At 63.9% G+C, this 15,394-nt stretch carries 11 protein-coding genes; 5 read left to right on the forward strand and 6 right to left on the reverse strand.

Annotation, left to right across the window (positions count from 1 at the left end):
- Nucleotide 1 precedes the first annotated feature (1 nt).
- Nucleotides 2-2,938 carry a molybdopterin-containing oxidoreductase family protein gene (locus QNJ86_RS10235; RefSeq protein WP_283832525.1) on the reverse strand — a complete coding sequence of 979 codons (2,937 nt, stop codon included), beginning with the start codon at nucleotides 2,936-2,938 and terminating at the stop codon, nucleotides 2-4.
- 197 nt (nucleotides 2,939-3,135) lie between these two features.
- On the opposite strand from QNJ86_RS10235, the gene QNJ86_RS10240 reads away from it, so the two are divergent.
- On the forward strand, nucleotides 3,136-4,020 hold the full coding sequence (locus QNJ86_RS10240; protein WP_283832526.1) for a DUF362 domain-containing protein: 885 nt from the start codon (nucleotides 3,136-3,138) through the stop codon (nucleotides 4,018-4,020).
- Nucleotides 4,021-4,161: 141 nt separating this feature from the next.
- Here the strand turns inward: QNJ86_RS10240 and QNJ86_RS10245 are convergent, their stop codons facing one another.
- Complete coding sequence (locus tag QNJ86_RS10245; RefSeq protein ID WP_283832527.1) at nucleotides 4,162-5,061, reverse strand: LysR family transcriptional regulator; 900 nt, start codon at nucleotides 5,059-5,061, stop codon at nucleotides 4,162-4,164.
- Between the two features lie 119 nt (nucleotides 5,062-5,180).
- Here QNJ86_RS10245 and QNJ86_RS10250 point away from each other — a divergent pair, with 119 nt between their 5' ends.
- Complete coding sequence (locus QNJ86_RS10250; protein ID WP_283832528.1) at nucleotides 5,181-6,446, forward strand: MFS transporter; 1,266 nt, start codon at nucleotides 5,181-5,183, stop codon at nucleotides 6,444-6,446.
- Nucleotides 6,447-6,494: 48 nt separating this feature from the next.
- The gene (locus QNJ86_RS10255) at nucleotides 6,495-7,940 is read left to right on the forward strand and encodes a DUF362 domain-containing protein (protein WP_283832529.1); all 1,446 of its coding nucleotides are present in this window, start codon (nucleotides 6,495-6,497) and stop codon (nucleotides 7,938-7,940) included.
- Between the two features lie 41 nt (nucleotides 7,941-7,981).
- On the opposite strand, the gene pdxR is transcribed toward QNJ86_RS10255, so the two are convergent.
- Nucleotides 7,982-9,478: a MocR-like pyridoxine biosynthesis transcription factor PdxR gene (gene pdxR / locus QNJ86_RS10260; protein WP_283832530.1), complete on the reverse strand. Its 1,497-nt coding sequence runs from the start codon at nucleotides 9,476-9,478 to the stop codon at nucleotides 7,982-7,984.
- 176 nt (nucleotides 9,479-9,654) lie between these two features.
- On the opposite strand from pdxR, the gene pdxS reads away from it, so the two are divergent.
- Nucleotides 9,655-10,551, forward strand: a complete 897-nt coding sequence (gene pdxS / locus QNJ86_RS10265; protein ID WP_283832531.1) for a pyridoxal 5'-phosphate synthase lyase subunit PdxS — start codon at nucleotides 9,655-9,657, stop codon at nucleotides 10,549-10,551.
- 8 nt (nucleotides 10,552-10,559) lie between these two features.
- Here pdxS and QNJ86_RS10270 read toward each other — a convergent pair whose 3' ends face one another.
- Both QNJ86_RS10270 and QNJ86_RS10275 read right to left on the reverse strand, forming a co-directional pair.
- Nucleotides 10,560-11,237, reverse strand: a complete 678-nt coding sequence (locus QNJ86_RS10270) for a pentapeptide repeat-containing protein (protein WP_283832532.1) — start codon at nucleotides 11,235-11,237, stop codon at nucleotides 10,560-10,562.
- Between the two features lie 63 nt (nucleotides 11,238-11,300).
- Nucleotides 11,301-11,969 (reverse strand): 4Fe-4S binding protein, encoded by a 669-nt coding sequence (locus tag QNJ86_RS10275; RefSeq protein ID WP_283832533.1) that lies wholly within the window; start codon nucleotides 11,967-11,969, stop codon nucleotides 11,301-11,303.
- Between the two features lie 445 nt (nucleotides 11,970-12,414).
- Between QNJ86_RS10275 and QNJ86_RS10280 the strand changes: the two genes are divergently transcribed.
- Nucleotides 12,415-13,281, forward strand: coding sequence for a MerR family transcriptional regulator (locus QNJ86_RS10280; RefSeq protein ID WP_283832534.1), 867 nt, complete (start codon nucleotides 12,415-12,417; stop codon nucleotides 13,279-13,281).
- A gap of 52 nt (nucleotides 13,282-13,333) precedes the next feature.
- Here QNJ86_RS10280 and acs read toward each other — a convergent pair whose 3' ends face one another.
- The gene (gene acs, locus QNJ86_RS10285; protein ID WP_283832535.1) at nucleotides 13,334-15,325 is read right to left on the reverse strand and encodes an acetate--CoA ligase; all 1,992 of its coding nucleotides are present in this window, start codon (nucleotides 15,323-15,325) and stop codon (nucleotides 13,334-13,336) included.
- Between the last annotated feature and the right edge of the window lie 69 nt (nucleotides 15,326-15,394).

The following is a 15,394-nucleotide window of genomic DNA, read 5'->3' on the forward strand; positions in this document are numbered from 1 at the left end:
GTTACGCCTCCTTTGTCTCATAGATGCCGTCGGTCACATAGGCGGGGGTATCGGGCGCGTCGATGCCTGCGGCCAAAAACGGCCCGCGGTCGTAGTCTTCGGGGATGGGTTCGCCGTTGTACTTCTCAATTTCAATAAGCAGCGAATTGTAGCCATCTACCTGGGGGAAGTAGTTCGACTGCTGCCCGTCGGAGAGCATCTGCTCGCTGCCACCGCAATCGATAATGCCCGCGGGATCGCTTTCATCAAGCACCGAGCGCACGCCGTGTGGGATGGCCACCGTACCCGGCATCATGCCCTCAAGCGGCTGAGCACGGCGCAGCATGCGGCCGAAGTCGTTGAAGCACATAACCGTGTCGCCCGCTTTGATGCCGCGGTCGGCGGCGTCCTGCGCGTTCATGAACACGGGGTTTACGAACGCCTCTTGCGTCCAGGTCATGTTGTCGTAGCAGGTGTGGGCGCGGCGCAGGTAGTGCGGCGTGTAGGCTTGCAGCGGATAGGCCCCCTTCACCTTGTTGTCCCAGTCGGCGAACGTTTCCTGGTAGCCGCGGTTTGGCACGAAGTAGTTCGCGTAGGGCTTGATCGGTTCGGGGTTGAGGCCCGTGCGGTTCGCGTTGTCGGCCTTGAACTGGCAGTAGATTTCCAGCTTGCCGGAGATGGACGGACGCGGCCACGCGGTGTCGGCCACCACCACTTCGCCATCGGGGCCCATGCCCAACTTGTCGTCGCGGTAGCCCACGTAGTTGCGCCGGTCGGTGGCGGAGCGCTGCACCACGTATGCGCCATCGGCCATGAACTGGTCGAACGACACCTTCCCCTGCTGCTCCGGGTAGTTCGCGTGGTACTTCTCGTTGTCGGCGGCCGTCCACGTGAGCACCGGCTCCCAGCGCGTGAGGTCCTCCGACAGCTCGCGCATCCCTAAGAAATACCCGAGCCACTGGTCGTAGTTGCTCTTGGGGTAGGCGTCGTCCGGGTCGTAGCCCATGCGCTCGATGATCTCGCGGAACACGGCCTTTTCCTCGCGCGCCTCGTACAGCGGCTTTACGAGCGGACGCCACGCCAGCAGCGCGTCTTTGCGCTGCTTTTGGCCGTTGCCGTCGCCGAAGGGGCTTGGCCAGCAGAGTTCACCCCACGCCTCGTCGTCATTGCCTTCCCAGTGGGTGGCCACCGGCAAAATGATGTCGGCGAACTGGGCCGTGAGCGAATACTTGATCTCCACCGACACACACATATCGGCCGCGCGCATGACCTCAATGGCGGTGGGCAGGTTGCCGCGCGTCTGCATGAAGTTCGAGTTCGTGGCGAACAGGATGCGCGGGTTCACCGGCATCTCGCGCGCCTCGTGGTAGGTGGGCGTGTTGGCGCGCAGCTTGGTGGAAGCCTTCACCACAAGACCATTCGCGGTGAGCGTGTCGGCACCACCGGCCGCATTCGGAACCTCACTGCCCAGGTCATAGGGGCCTTCCGACGTGGAGATATACGTCCCCGCCGCAAGCGAGCTCCAGTATGAGTTGCCCTCAATGCAGCGGTTGGGGCCCGTGACGGCCGGCGAAGCCACCAGGTTGTCGATGTAAGCATAGTCGCCACCCGCGTGCTGAATGAGGCGGTAGCCCGAGTCACCCGCGTCCCACGTGTAGATGGCGGCCGAGCCGTGGCCCGATTTGCCGTAATGGCCACCGAGCGCCGACACCGTCATGAACGCCTGCGGCAGGTTCTCTGCGCCCAGATAGCGCGAGGCGGCGTAGCTATGGAAGAACACCACCTTGTTGTTTTTACCAGCAAGTTCGGCATACCACGTGATATCCTCCACCGGTGTGCCGCAGATTTCGCTCGCCCACTCAGGGGTTTTCGGAATGCCGTCGTATTCGCCCAGGATATAGTCGCGATAGTTCTCGCTTGTGGTGGCATCGGCGGGCATCGTTTCGGGCGTGAAGCCCACCGTGCGCTCGTTCACGAAATCCCAGTCGATGATATTCCCGCGCTCTTCATCCAGGCGAATCATCTCGTAGATCACGGCCAGCAGGAACGCCGTGTCGGTACCGGGGCGCACGCGAATCCAGCGCGCGCCCAGCGTGGAGGCGGTCACGTTGTAGCTGGGGCCCACGTACACGAAATCGACTCCGGCATCCTTCGCATGGGAAAGCCAGTACATGCTGGAGTGCTGTGCCCACGCAGGGTTGCAGCCGTAGAGCACGATGGTGTCGGCGTTGGGCAGGTCGTACTTGTCCGGGCCCATCATGAGGTCGGGATGGTCGCCCCAGGAGTACAGGCCCAGCGCCTCGGTTTGGAAAGCCCAGCAGCCAAACGACTCGGTTTCCGTGTCATACACCGCGCCGCCGATGACGGGGAACATGGCCGAGCCGGGTGCCCAGCGCCACGCGTTGCATACGACGGCATCTTGGCCGTATTCGGCGTAGACGCGCTTGAGTTCGTCGGTGACGTAGGTGAGCGCCTCATCCCAGCTGATGCGCTCCCACTCGTCCTTGCCGCGCAGTTCGCCGTGCGCCGCTTCGCCGCCGCCGGGCTGCCAGTTCTTGCGTTTCATGGGGTACTTGATGCGGTCGGCGTTGTACACCTGCTGGCGCAGGGAACGTCCGCGCAAGCAGCCACGCTGTTGCGGACAGTCGAAGCTGTCCTCGCGCGCGTCGTCGGTCTTTTGGCGAATGACCACACCATCCACCACATACCCCATGTTGAGGCACATCTGGTTGCAGTTCTGGTGGCAGTGGATGGGCATCCACTCGCCCTCCCCTCCCACAACGCTAACGTCGGACGCGACAACGTGCGATCCGTCGGCGTTCGCCGCGGGCGCACCTGCGCCTTCTGCAGCGGCGTCACTTGCGCAGCCTGCCAGGCCAAACGCCGCTGCGGCCGCCGTGGCCCCCGCGCTTGCCCGCAAGAAACTGCGGCGACTCAAAGCGTGATTCGAAAGACTCATGCCCTCTCCTTCCCTGTTCGGTTCGGCCGTGAAAGCCGGATCCCTTCGGATGGCCTCATTGTGCGAGCGCGCCTGCGGGAAAGCTATTGCCTATAGTGAAAACTTCTGTATGCCTTAAAGGCATACATTTATCCCTTGACTTTGAGCGCACTCTAAGGTGTTCAATAGGGGCAACCGAAACTGAAAGGGGTCTGCCCATGGATACGGCAACCGTGTATTTCACAAAGGACATCAGCCCGGCTGGCCTGGCGAAAGCCTACGAGGCGCTGGGGGTGACGCTGCCGGGTAAGGTGGCAGTGAAGATTTCAACCGGCGAGCCGGGCGGGCACAACTTCTTGCAGCCCGCGCTGATCGCCGACTTGGTGAAGTCACTCGACGGCACCATCGTTGAGTGCAATACCGCTTACCCGGGCCGCCGCGACACCACCGAAGAGCACCTGAAGACGTTCGAAGAGCACGGGTTCACCGCCATCGCGCCGTGTGATCTCATGGACGAAGAGGACGAAATCGCGCTGCCCGTAGTAGGCGGCGTGCACCTCACCGAGAACTTCGTAGGCGCACACTTTGCGAATTACCAGTCCATGCTCGTGTTGTCCCACTTCAAGGGCCACGCCATGGGCGGGTTCGGCGGAGCGCTTAAGAATATGTCTATCGGCGTAGCGTCGTCACACGGCAAGGGGCACATTCACTGCTCGGGTGCCGTCATGGAGAAGTTTGAGGACATGTTCTCGGCCGACCACGACGCGTTTTTGGAGTCGATGGCCGATGCCGACAAGGCCGTCATGGACTATATGGGCCGCGAGAACATCGTGTACGTGAACGTGGCGAACCGCCTGTCGGTGGACTGCGACTGCGACGCGAACCCCGCCGAGCCCGAGATGGGCGACCTCGGCATTTTCGCCTCGCTCGACCCGGTAGCACTCGACCAGGCCTGCGTCGACGCCGTGTACGCCTCGGATGACCCCGGCAAAGCCGCCCTCATCGAACGCATGGAAAGCCGCAACGGCATCCACACCATAGAAGCCGCAGCCGCCCTCGGCCTCGGAAGCCGCGAATACAACCTAGTGGACTTGGACGCGTAAGCACGTTGCTTTAGCTGTAGCACACGGGTTTTACCTGGTAGGTTGACCGTAGGGCAAGGGCTCTGCCCTTGCCGTCAACCACGTTTGACCTGCAAGTTTACCAATGCTGAGCGGCAAGGGTAGAACCCTTGCCCTACGGAATTACTGCGTATCTTCTTCGCATTCGTTGCATTCTTCTTGTAGGGCTTCCAGAAAAGCGGTAGCAGGTCGGGAAAGGCGGCGGTGTTTTTTCCAGATGAGGCCCATTTCGCTTACGAGCGGTGGGTCGAGGGGGCGAAAACACATGGTGCCCTCATCCGACAGACGAACGAGGCGGTCGTAGCACACGGCCACGCCCACGCCTTCCTCCACCATGAGCGCGCCGGAAAACGGCAGGTTGTAAGTGGCCACCACGTTCCACGCGTCCGCTACGTCGCCGGCCCACTCGCGCAGCTTGCCGGTCTTGGTGGCCTGGCGCGACGTGATGAGCGCACGATCGGCGAGGTCATCCACGCGCACAACGTCGTTGGCGGCAAGCGGGTCGTCCTTGCGCATGAGCACGCCCCACCGATCGAGCGCCGGAAGTCGCAGCGATTCGCAGTCGGGGCGCTGCACGAATTCGCATTCCAACAGAAAGTCGAAGCGACCGTCGTGGAAGCGATCCACAAGATCGACCGTCGTGCCGCTGGCCAGGTGAAACCGCACATCGGGGTACGTGGCACGCAGGCGCTTGGCTGCGCGCAGCACAATGCGCAGCGCGTCGGTCTCGCCGCAACCAATGTGCACGTCCCCGCTTACGGCGCGCTCGGGTTGCGAGAGTTCGGCCTCGGCCTTGTCGGCCAATTCCACGATAGCCTTGGCGTACTCGCGCAAGCGCACGCCCTCGTCGGTGAGCGCAATGCGCTTGCTGCCGCGCTCGAACAGCTGCTTGCCGAAGCTCCGCTCAAGGTCGGCCAGCTGCCGCGAGAGCGTAGGCTGCGTCACATGCAACGCCTTCGCCGCGTTTGAAACGGTGCCCTCCTGTGCCAGCGCAAGAAAGTAGCGCAGGGTCCGCAGCTCCATAGCGCCTCCTTCCCTCTCATGCTTATGAGGCATACAAAACTATCAAGTATAAGCATTAGCTATTTTACTGCACGGGCAGTACGGTGTACAGGAACCACTTTGTCGAAAGGACGTCCCCCATGTCACTTACCTCACCCGCACGCACTCCACGCTCCGGCCTTGTCGTTTCACTATTGGTGGCGCACGCCTTCGCCCTCGGATTCGCCGAGTTCGTGCTCATTGGCATCACGCCCGATGTAGCGGGCGCGCTCGGCGAACCTTTCACGCGCATCGGTGACCTCGTGGGCTACTACGCACTCGCCTGCGCCGTGGCCACGCCGCTCGTGTCACTTGCCACCGCACGCATCGACCGCCTGAAACTCACGGCCGCGCTCTTGGTGGTGTTCAACGCCGGAAACCTGCTTACCCTCTTCGCAAACGACTACGCGCTGCTCGTCGTATCGCGCCTCATGCCGGCCATCACCTCCGGTACGCTGCTGGCCGTAGCTCTCACCTACGTGCCCGACATTGTAGGGAAGGAGAAGGCTCCGCGCGTGCTTGGGCTTTTGCTCGCCGGATTTTCGGTGTCAAGCGTGGTGGGTGTACCCATCGGAACCCTGCTCGCCGACGCGTTTGGCTGGAAAGCCGCGTACGGATGCGTGTTCGCACTTGGCCTGGTAGTAAGCATAGCTCTGCTGCCAGCCCTTCCTCGACGCACGGATGCGCCCACATCGCCCAGCGTGAACCCCACCACAAGCACGCCCACCGTGCGCTCTCAGCTGCGCATACTCACCGATAGCCGCGTACTCGTGAACACGGCTATGATCCTCCTTGGCGCGGCAGCTACCTACGTATTCCACACCTACCTCACGCCGGTGCTCGAAGGGCCGCTGGGCCTCGATGGCGCAGCTGCAAGCGCCATGCTCTTGCTGGTGGGAGCGGCATGCGTGGGTTCCAACCTGCTCTCGGGGTGGATCGCCGAACGCTTCGGCCTGCACGCCCTGCCCCTCACGTTCGGCCTGCACGCCATTGCCCTCGCACTCTTGGCCGTGACCATTCCCACCGGCCTGCCCGCCCTTGCGAACATTCTTGTGGTGGCAGTGCTCATGTACGCAATGAACTCCACCGTGCAAATGCTCTACCAGACAGTGGCGCGCACAGACTACCCCGCCGCCGTAACCTTCTCCGCGTCACTGCATCCCATGTCGTTCAACGCGGGTATCGCGCTAGGGTCATTCGCGGGCGGTATCGTGGTGAACACGGAAGGCCTGCTAGCCACCGGCCCCGTGGGCGCCCTCTTCGCCCTGGCCGCAGGCGGCCTTGCCCTCGTGCTGGTTCGCCTGGTGGCGACGCGACATGCCGAAGAGCGAAGCGGCGAACGTGCGGTCAAGCAAGATGCAGCTTAGAGCAGCTTCCGACACTAGAGCAGCTTCCAACGAGAAAGGACGCTTTTGATGAAGAACCCTCAAACGAACGACCTCAATCGACGGGAGTTTCTCCTGGCCGCAGCCGCAGTGGGGGCCTTGGGAGCAACGGGGCTTTTGGGCGGCTGTGCAACCTCAACCACACCCGCGCCTGATTCCGTGGAGCCTTCAGCACCTGAGGCCTCACCACCTCCCGCCCCCACCCCGGAGACGGCAGCCCCGTCCGCAGGCTCGCTTCCCTACGACTCGGTCTTTCCCCCACATGAACCTTTGGGGCGCGGCGTGGGCGTTATGCCCGGTCGCGTTACCTGGGTGCGCGACGCCGCGGCCGTGAACTGGGACGGCTCCGGCTTCTGGTGGCAGACTGAACACTTCAACGCCGACACCCTGCGCGCCATGGTGGCCGATGGCATCGCCAACCTCGCGGGTGCCGATTCCGCAGCCACCGGCTGGAACGCGCTTTTCGAAGCGCACAACGCGCGCACGGGCACGGCGGGTGGCTATCGTGCCGGGCAAAGCATCGCCATAAAGGCCAACATGAATGGTGCCGGCACGTTCGGTCGCGACGAAAACAGCGCCATGAGCTACACCACGCCCACACTTCTGCGGGCGCTTTTGCTCTCGCTTGTGGAGGACGCGGGTGTGGCCCCCGCCGCTATCGCCGTGTATGACGTATGTCGCATCTTTCCCCAACACGTGAGGGACCTTTGCTCGGAAGGCGCGCTCGCCGGCGTGCAGTTCCGCTACTTCGACGAGGGCAGCCCGAATGATGCCGTGGCCGACCCGAACGCGCCGCTCGTATGGTCGGCCGATGTCGCTGGCGACACCAACACGGTTCCCACCTGCGTGTCAGAGGCAACCTACCTCATCAACCTGGCCAGTCTTAAAGGCCACAGCTACGGGCTCACGCTTTGTAGCAAAAACCACTTCGGCTCCCTCATGAACTCAAGTCGCCTGCGTCCGCCCGAGGCCGCAGGCATCCATCGCTACGTATCCGGCCAGACCATGGGCTCCTACACGGTGCTCACCGATTTGTTCGCCAACCACCTGCTGGGCGGCAAAACGATGCTCTGGATGCTCGACGCGCTGGTGGTGGCTACCTCCGAAGGCGCGTCGGTTACACGCGAGGCGGCGCTCTGGGAAAGCGCGCCCTTCAACGGCGGCTTCACGGCGAGCGTGTTTTTGTCGCAGGATCCGGTGGCCATCGATTCGGTGGGTGCCGACTTCCTCATTAACGAGCCGGCGGTTACCAGCCGCAACAGAGCGCTTGACGGCAACCTGGGCGTGGAGAACTACCTGCATGAAGCAGGCCTGATATCTGCCCCTCCATCAGGTACAACGTACCGCGACGGTGCAGGTGGCGCGGTTGAAAACCTCGGTGTGCACGAGCATTGGAACAATACAGTTGAGCGCCTTTACAGCCGCGACCGGGGCGAAGCCGAAGGGATTGAGCTGTCCCGCATTCTGCGCGGCTAGGGGCAGGGGTCATGCGAAGAGAAAACGCTCGCTTGCTGGGTTTAAGATGATGCGGCGGTGGTCGTTTTCTCGATGGCGCGGGTGAGGGATTGGGTGACCTGAGGGATGGATTCTAGGTTCAGGGCGGCGTAGTTTATGACGAAGGCGTTTTGGTGCGAGCGTTCTTCTAGGGTGCCCACAGCGGCGGGTTGCTGGCAGAACGCGGAAAGGGGCGCGAGGACTACGCCTTCTTCGCGGGCGGCGGTGGTAAGGTAGGACTCGGTGGCGGAGGTGGTGATGCGCAGGAGGAAGTGGAGGCCGGCATCGGCGCCTTCAATGGCGAAGTGTTGGCCTGCCGGTGAAGCGGTCAGGGCCTCGATGAGGGCGTTTTTGACCGTGCGGTAGTGAACGCGCATACGGTTTATGTGACGTTCGAAATCGCCGTTTTCGATGAAGCGCGCCACCGCCAACTGCTCGATGGTGGACACCGTGCACGAATAAAAGCCCAGGTCGCGCTGGAACCGCTCGGCCAGATGCGCGGGCAACACGGCATAGCCGATGCGAAACGACGGCCCCAGACTGCGTGCGAACGTGTTGACGTAGATGACGCGGTCGGTAGCGTCGATGCTTTTCATGGCAGGAATCGGCCGGCCCGCCAGGCGAAACTCACAGTCGTAGTCGTCCTCTATCAGGTAGCGCCCCTCTTCTTCAGCCGCCCAGCCTAACAGCTCGTAGCGCCGACTGACCGGCGTCACCAACCCCGTGGGGTACTGGTGCGAGGGCATGAGGTGGGCGACGTTCGCACCCGAGGCGCGCAGGGCTGCTACGTCGATGCCCGCCGCATCGAGCGGCACGTGGGAAAGCAGCACATCATTCGCCCGATAGATGCTGGTCAGGCGCGGGTAACCGGGGTCTTCAACGGCGAAGTGGCTGCGCCTTCCCACCAGCTGCACAATGAAGTTGTAAAGCGTTTGCGCTCCTGAACCCACAATGATCTGTGCCGGATCGGCCTCAAGCCCACGGAACGTGCGCAAGTGCGTTGCAAGCGCCTCGCGCAGACACAGCGATCCGAACGCCGAGGTTTCGCCCAGCAGCGTGCGCTCGGGCTCGTGCGCCAACACGTCGCGCAGCGTCTTCGCCCACAGGGCGTAGGGGAACAGCTCGGTGGCCACCGACCCGGTGGCAAGATCGGCCACGAGCGAACTGGGCGCGGAAGCGGCGGCGGGTACCGACACCTCATGCGCACCGAAGCGCGCCACGGCGGCTTCCGTTTCCCCACGCGGCCGCTTCCCCCCGTTCATCTGGGCGCACGCGAGCGGAAGGTCGTTCACGAAGAACCCTCGGCGTGGCTCCGCGCGCACATACCCCTCGGCCACCAGCTGCTGGTAGGCTCCTTCCACGGTGATCAGACTCACGCCGAGGTGCTTCGCGAAGGCGCGCTTCGAGGGCAGTTTCATGTCGGCCGGAAGGGTGCCCGCTTCAATATCGCGCCTGATACAGCGATAGAGGTGCCCGTAGAGGCTCTCGCCTTCCCGCTCGTCAAACGTGTACGTAAGCATGACACCTTCCCTTTCGAAGCTGCGGCGGCGCGGCTGATCCCGCGTCCAACCCCGCAACTGGCCTTACCCGTGGCCTTACATCTGACCCTATTGATTAGTCCGACTTTGGACATACTACCATAGCCACCTTCGCCCTATTCTCAGACGACACACAACCGCAATGAAGGAGGCTCCCCATGGCAGAACCCAGCACCACAACCGCGCACGACCGCCGCGAGGCAAACCGCGCGTTCGCCCGTGCGCTCAAGGGCGGCGTCATCATGGACGTCACCACGCCTGAGCAGGCCCGCATCGCCGAGGACGCCGGCGCGTGCGCCGTCATGGCGCTTGAACGCATCCCCGCCGACATCCGCGCCGCCGGCGGCGTGTCGCGCATGAGCGACCCGGCCCTCATCAAGGACATCAAAAGCGCCGTCAGCGTACCCGTCATGGCGAAGTGCCGCATCGGGCACTTCGTGGAGGCGCAGATCCTCCAGGCGGTGGGCATCGACTGCATCGACGAAAGTGAAGTGCTCTCCCCCGCCGACGATGTCTACCACATTGATAAGAACGCGTTCACCGCGCCGTTTGTGTGCGGCGCGCGCGATTTGGGCGAGGCGCTGCGGCGCGTCGCGGAGGGCGCCGCGATGCTGCGCACCAAGGGTGAGGCCGGTACGGGCGACGTTGTGCAGGCCGTTCGCCATATGCGCCTGATCATGAGCCAGGTGCGCGCCGTGGCCGCCCTGGGCAACGACGAACTCTACGAAGAAGCAAAGCGTCTCCAGGTGCCGCTTGACCTGCTGCAACAGGTGCACGACACGGGCGCGCTGCCCGTCGTCAACTTCGCGGCTGGCGGCGTGGCCACTCCGGCCGATGCCGCGCTCATGATGCAACTGGGCGCCGAGGGCGTGTTCGTGGGCTCAGGCATCTTCAAGTCGGGCGACCCGGCCAAGCGCGCGCGGGCCATCGTGCAAGCCGTGGCCAACTACGAAGACGCGGAACTCATCGCCGCCCTGTCCGAAAACCTCGGCGAAGCCATGGTAGGCCTCAACGAACAAGAGGTGGACATACTCATGGCCGAACGCGGAAAGTAAGCGCACGCTCAATCGGCAATACGCACCCCGAGGCGTTGGGCGATGCCGGCGGCCTGGTAGAGGTCCATCGTGCAGCCGCGCAACTCGCCCATCGTGTCGGACAGGACAATGTCGGCCAACTGGCAGGTGGTCAGATCCACGCCGTCCAAGCTGGTGCGGAAGAAACTCGTGCCCACAAACCGCACGTCATCGAACGCGGCGCGCTTCAGGCGCATCTCCGATACATCGGCGTGCGAAAGGTCGGTCGTGCGCACGCCGACGTCCTCCAGCTTCGCTTTCGCAAGCGACGCGTAGGCTAATGTGGAATCGCGCACTTCCACGCGCCTTAGCACCGCCTCGGTGAAGTTAGCACCCGTAAACTTGCACGAGGCGAATGTGCAGCGTGTGAAGTTCGCCTCCGAAAAGTCGCTGTTCGAGAAGTCGCAGCCGGAAAACACCACATCGGTGAACGCGGCCCGCGTACAATCACAGGCCGCAAAGCGGCAGTTTTCAACGCGCGATTCCGACAACTCAAGCAGCGCGAAGTCGGCCCCGTCCACGTCGTCGCCCGCAACGAAGATATGGGCCGCAAAGGGGTCGCCCTCGCCTTCGTCCCGAATCCACGTAACAAGCGAGGCAACCGACACGAGCGAGGTGGGAACAGCGGGCGCGGCGGGCGCAGGCGCGCGATGGGCAGAACCGGACATGGAGGGCCTCCTTTTCAAGAAGCACCTATTCTACCCGATGCGCGCCCGGGCACGACGGGCGCTCTAGCGTGGTTCGATGGCGGCCTCGGGGCAGATTTCGCGGCAGAGGCCGCAGCGCAAGCAGGCATGTTGGTTGATGTGCGCGCGACCCTCCGCATCCAGCGTGATGCAGGACTGGGGACACCTGTCCACGCACGTCCCGCAGCCGATGCAGCGCGTGGTCACCGTGAAACCATCGAGTTCTTCCTCGTCGCCACCCAGCGTGAACGACGTACGGAAAATGGGGTGTTGCCCCAGGTCAAAGTACTCGCCCTGGCCGTGTTCCAAATAGAATGCCTCCAGCACGTAACGCGCCTCACCGGGATAGACCTCGTTCATGGACGGGTTCAGCTCAAACACGCGGTCGATGAGGCGGTGCTGCTCGGCCTCGTCGTCCGGATGCTCCACCGGCCCGCGCAAACGGCACGTGCGATAGTCAGGCGAGAGGCCGCAGAGGGCCACATACCGATCGCGCATGACCTCGGCGTAAAACGCCTTGCCGCGCGCCGCCACGAAGTAGAGCCGCCCGTCCTCCACCATCATCACGTCGATGATGCGCACGGCGGGAAGCCCGCGCGCGTCCACCGTTGCGAACGCCACATCGCGCACCGACCGTAAAAAGTCCAGGCAAAACGCCGCGTCAACCGCCTGTTCCTCGCGCGCCTGCGCAGCCGTCTCAGTTGTGGCATCCATGGCATCCTCCGTTCGTTCAGCCCCGCCCACCTGCGCAGAACGGGGCACACCCGCTCACCGTTGCTGCCCACTGTATCCACGAGCCCCGCGCTCAGCAAGCGCCCTTCGCGCAAAACCCGCCGCCGGACGGAAAGCGGCGCACGCGGACGGCGGCCCGCACCCCGCGAGCCGCGGCCCTCAGCCCCCAGCCCGAGCCCCGCGCCCCGCAACACCCCTCCCCACGCCACCCTCACACCTCCGCCACCAAACCTCCACCTCTCGCCCCAGCGGCGCACGCTCGCACTCCGATTCGCCACGCTCCCCTATCCATCAGGCGCAACATCCACCTTCCCTGATACCATCACCTCATCGGGAACCGCGCGCCCCCTGCCAACAAGCGCGCCTATCCCGCTTGGCACCTGCCGCCCGCACGACCCCGCGCGTGGCAGCGGAAGGAGGCCTGCCCATGGACCAGTCACTGCTTCTCTCCACCGGCGAGTTCGCGCAGATGTGCAACGTCAGCCGCGAGCTTCTGGTGCACTACGACAAGATTGGCCTGCTGAAGCCCAAGGAAGTGCGCGGCAACGGCTATCGCTATTACTCGCTCAAGCAGCTCTACCTCTTCGACGTCATCCGCTTTTTCGCCGACGCGGGCATGGCAGCCAAAGAAATCAAGGAGTACCTGGACAATCGCTCCACGGAACTGTTCCTGGACAACATTCAGGAAAGTATCGACCGCATGGCCCACGAGCGCGACGTGCTGGACGCGCGCATCGGCATGATGGAGAAGATGCGCTACCTCACCCAGCGCGCCGTGGACTTCCCCAAAGAGCGTCCGCGGCTGGCGTACTGGGACGAAATTTGGCTTCTGGCCACGCCCGTTCCGCGCGAACGCACGCAGCAAAGCTTTGCGCGGGCCATGAGCGAACACTCGGATTTCTGCCGCAACGAGGCGGGCATGGCGTCGTTTCCGTTGGGGCGCGTGGTTGAAATACCCAACGCGAACGACCCCGCCACCTTCTACTACACCAAGCTGGTGACCTGGGTGTCTCCGCCCCACGATGGCTCGGTGCCGCCGGCACGGCTCGAGCGCAAGCCGAAGGGCAACTACGCCGTTATCCTGCATCAGGGCGGCACCAGCACGGTGGCGCGTTCGTACGCGCGACTGCTCGATTACGTGCGGCGCAAGGGTTTCCGCATGCTCGGGCCACTGTATGAGCTGGACATGAACTCATATCTGATGTCGGATTCGGCGGATGATTACCTGCTACACATCTCCGTGCTGGTGGATGTGGAAGAGGCCGTACAGCAGGTCGCCCGGCGCGACACCTGAGCGTCGGAGAACCGGGCGACCGTGCCACCAGGGCGTGTATGTGCCTGCACGCCTACGCGCTCAGGCGCTCGTTTTCACGAATGAGATCGGCTACCACGGAAGGCTCGGACAGCGTGGAGATGTCGCAGAGGTCTTCCGTTTGATGCGCCGCAATCTTGCGCAAGATGCGCCGCATAATTTTCCCGCTGCGCGTTTTCGGCAGGGCTTTCGCGAAGTGAACCACGTCGGGCCGGGCGATGGGGCCAATGACCTCGCGCACGTGGCTGGCCAGCTGTATGCGCAGCTCGTCGCTTACCACCACGCCCTCGTGCAGCGTGACGTAGGCGTAGATGCCCTCGCCCTTCACGGGGTGCGGGCAGCCCACCACGGCCGCCTCGGCCACTTCCGCACACGACACGAGCGCGCTTTCGATCTCGGCCGTGCCCAGGCGGTGACCCGACACGTTGATGACGTCGTCGATGCGCCCGGTGATCCAGAAGTAGCCGTCCTCGTCGCAGTACGCGCCGTCGCCGGTGACGTAGCGGCCCGGCGTGGGGAAATACACGTCCTTGAACGCCTGCTCATTGCCGTGCACGCCCTGCATCATGCCTGGCCAGGGACGCGTCACCACCAAGCTACCGGGTTCTCCCAGCGCGGCGGGCGTACCGTCTGAGCGCACCACCTTCGGCTCCACGCCGAAGAACGGCAGCGCGGCCGAGCCGGGTTTCATGTCCACCGCGCCCGGCAGCGTGGTTATCATGACGCCGCCCGTTTCGGTCTGCCACCAGGTGTCGGCCACGGGGCAGCGGCCCTGCCCGATGGCGGAGTAGTACCACAGCCACGCCTTCGCCGTGATGGGCTCGCCCACCGACCCCAACAGCCGCAGGCTTGAGAGGTCGTGCGTGCACGTCCAGCGCTCGCCCTCGCGCATGAGGGAGCGCACCACCGTGGGCGCGGTGTAGAGCAGGTTCACGCCGAACTTCTCCACCACCTCCCAGAAGCGGTCGGGCTTGGGGTAGTTCGGCACGCCTTCGAACATGAGCGATGTGGCGCCGCTGGCCAGCGGGCCGTACACGATATAGGAGTGCCCGGTGATCCAGCCCGCGTCGGCCGTGCACCAGTGGATGTCGGTTTCTTTCAGGTCAAACACGTATTTCATGGTGAGCGTGGCATACAGAAGGTAGCCGCCCGTGCCGTGCACGATACCCTTGGGTTTGGCCGTGCTGCCGCTGGTGTAGAGCACGAACAGCGGCTCGTTGGCCTCCATGCGCTCCGGTTCGCACGCGGGCGACGCGGTTGCCGTAAGGTCGTCCCACCACACGTCGCGCTCAGGTTCCATGGTGGTGCGCTTCTCGATGCGACGCACCACGAGGCAGGTTTTGACCTGGGGACACTCCGCGAGCGCCTGGTCGCATACGCCTTTGATGCGCAGGATTTTGCCCGAGCGGTAGCCGAAGTTCGCGGTGACCACCACACGCGCGCCGGAGTCGTCGATGCGGTCTTTCAGCGCCTCGGCCGACAACCCGCTGAACACGACGCAGTGCACAGCGCCAATGCGGGCGCACGCCAGCATGGCAATGGCCAGCTGCGGAATCATGGGTAGATACAGCACCACGCGGTCGCCCCTCTGCACCCCAAGGCTTTTCAGCACGTTCGCTGCCTTGCACACCTCGCGGTGAAGGCGCTGGTAGGTGAACACTTCCACCTCTTCGGAGGGCTCGCCTTGCCAGATGAGGGCCGCCTTGTTGCGGCGCGGGCCGTCCAGGTGGCGGTCGATGCAGTTGTAGGAGGCGTTCAGCTGGCCGCCGCGGAAGTAGCGCACGAAGGGACGCGGCGCGTCGAAGTCGTACTCTTCCACGGCGTCCCACGAGCGGTACCAGTCAAGGTGGCGCTCGGCCATGTCACCCCAAAACGCGTCGGGGTCGGTAAGCGAGCGGCGGTACAGCTCGTCGTAGTCTTGGCGACTTTTCAGGTGGGCCTTGTAGCTGAACTCGGGGGACGGTTCTATCGATCGCTCGTCTTTGAGCATCTGCCTGATGAAGGCGGCGCGGGTGTTGTGCTCCATGGTGAGGTCCTTTCTGGGGGAGGAAGGTGTCGGCGGGGGTGCGGACGCGGGCCCGGGGAGGCGCAGGAG

Origin of the sequence: Gordonibacter faecis (assembly GCF_030077735.1) — a bacterium.
Taxonomy (GTDB): Bacteria; Actinomycetota; Coriobacteriia; order Coriobacteriales; family Eggerthellaceae; genus Gordonibacter; species Gordonibacter faecis.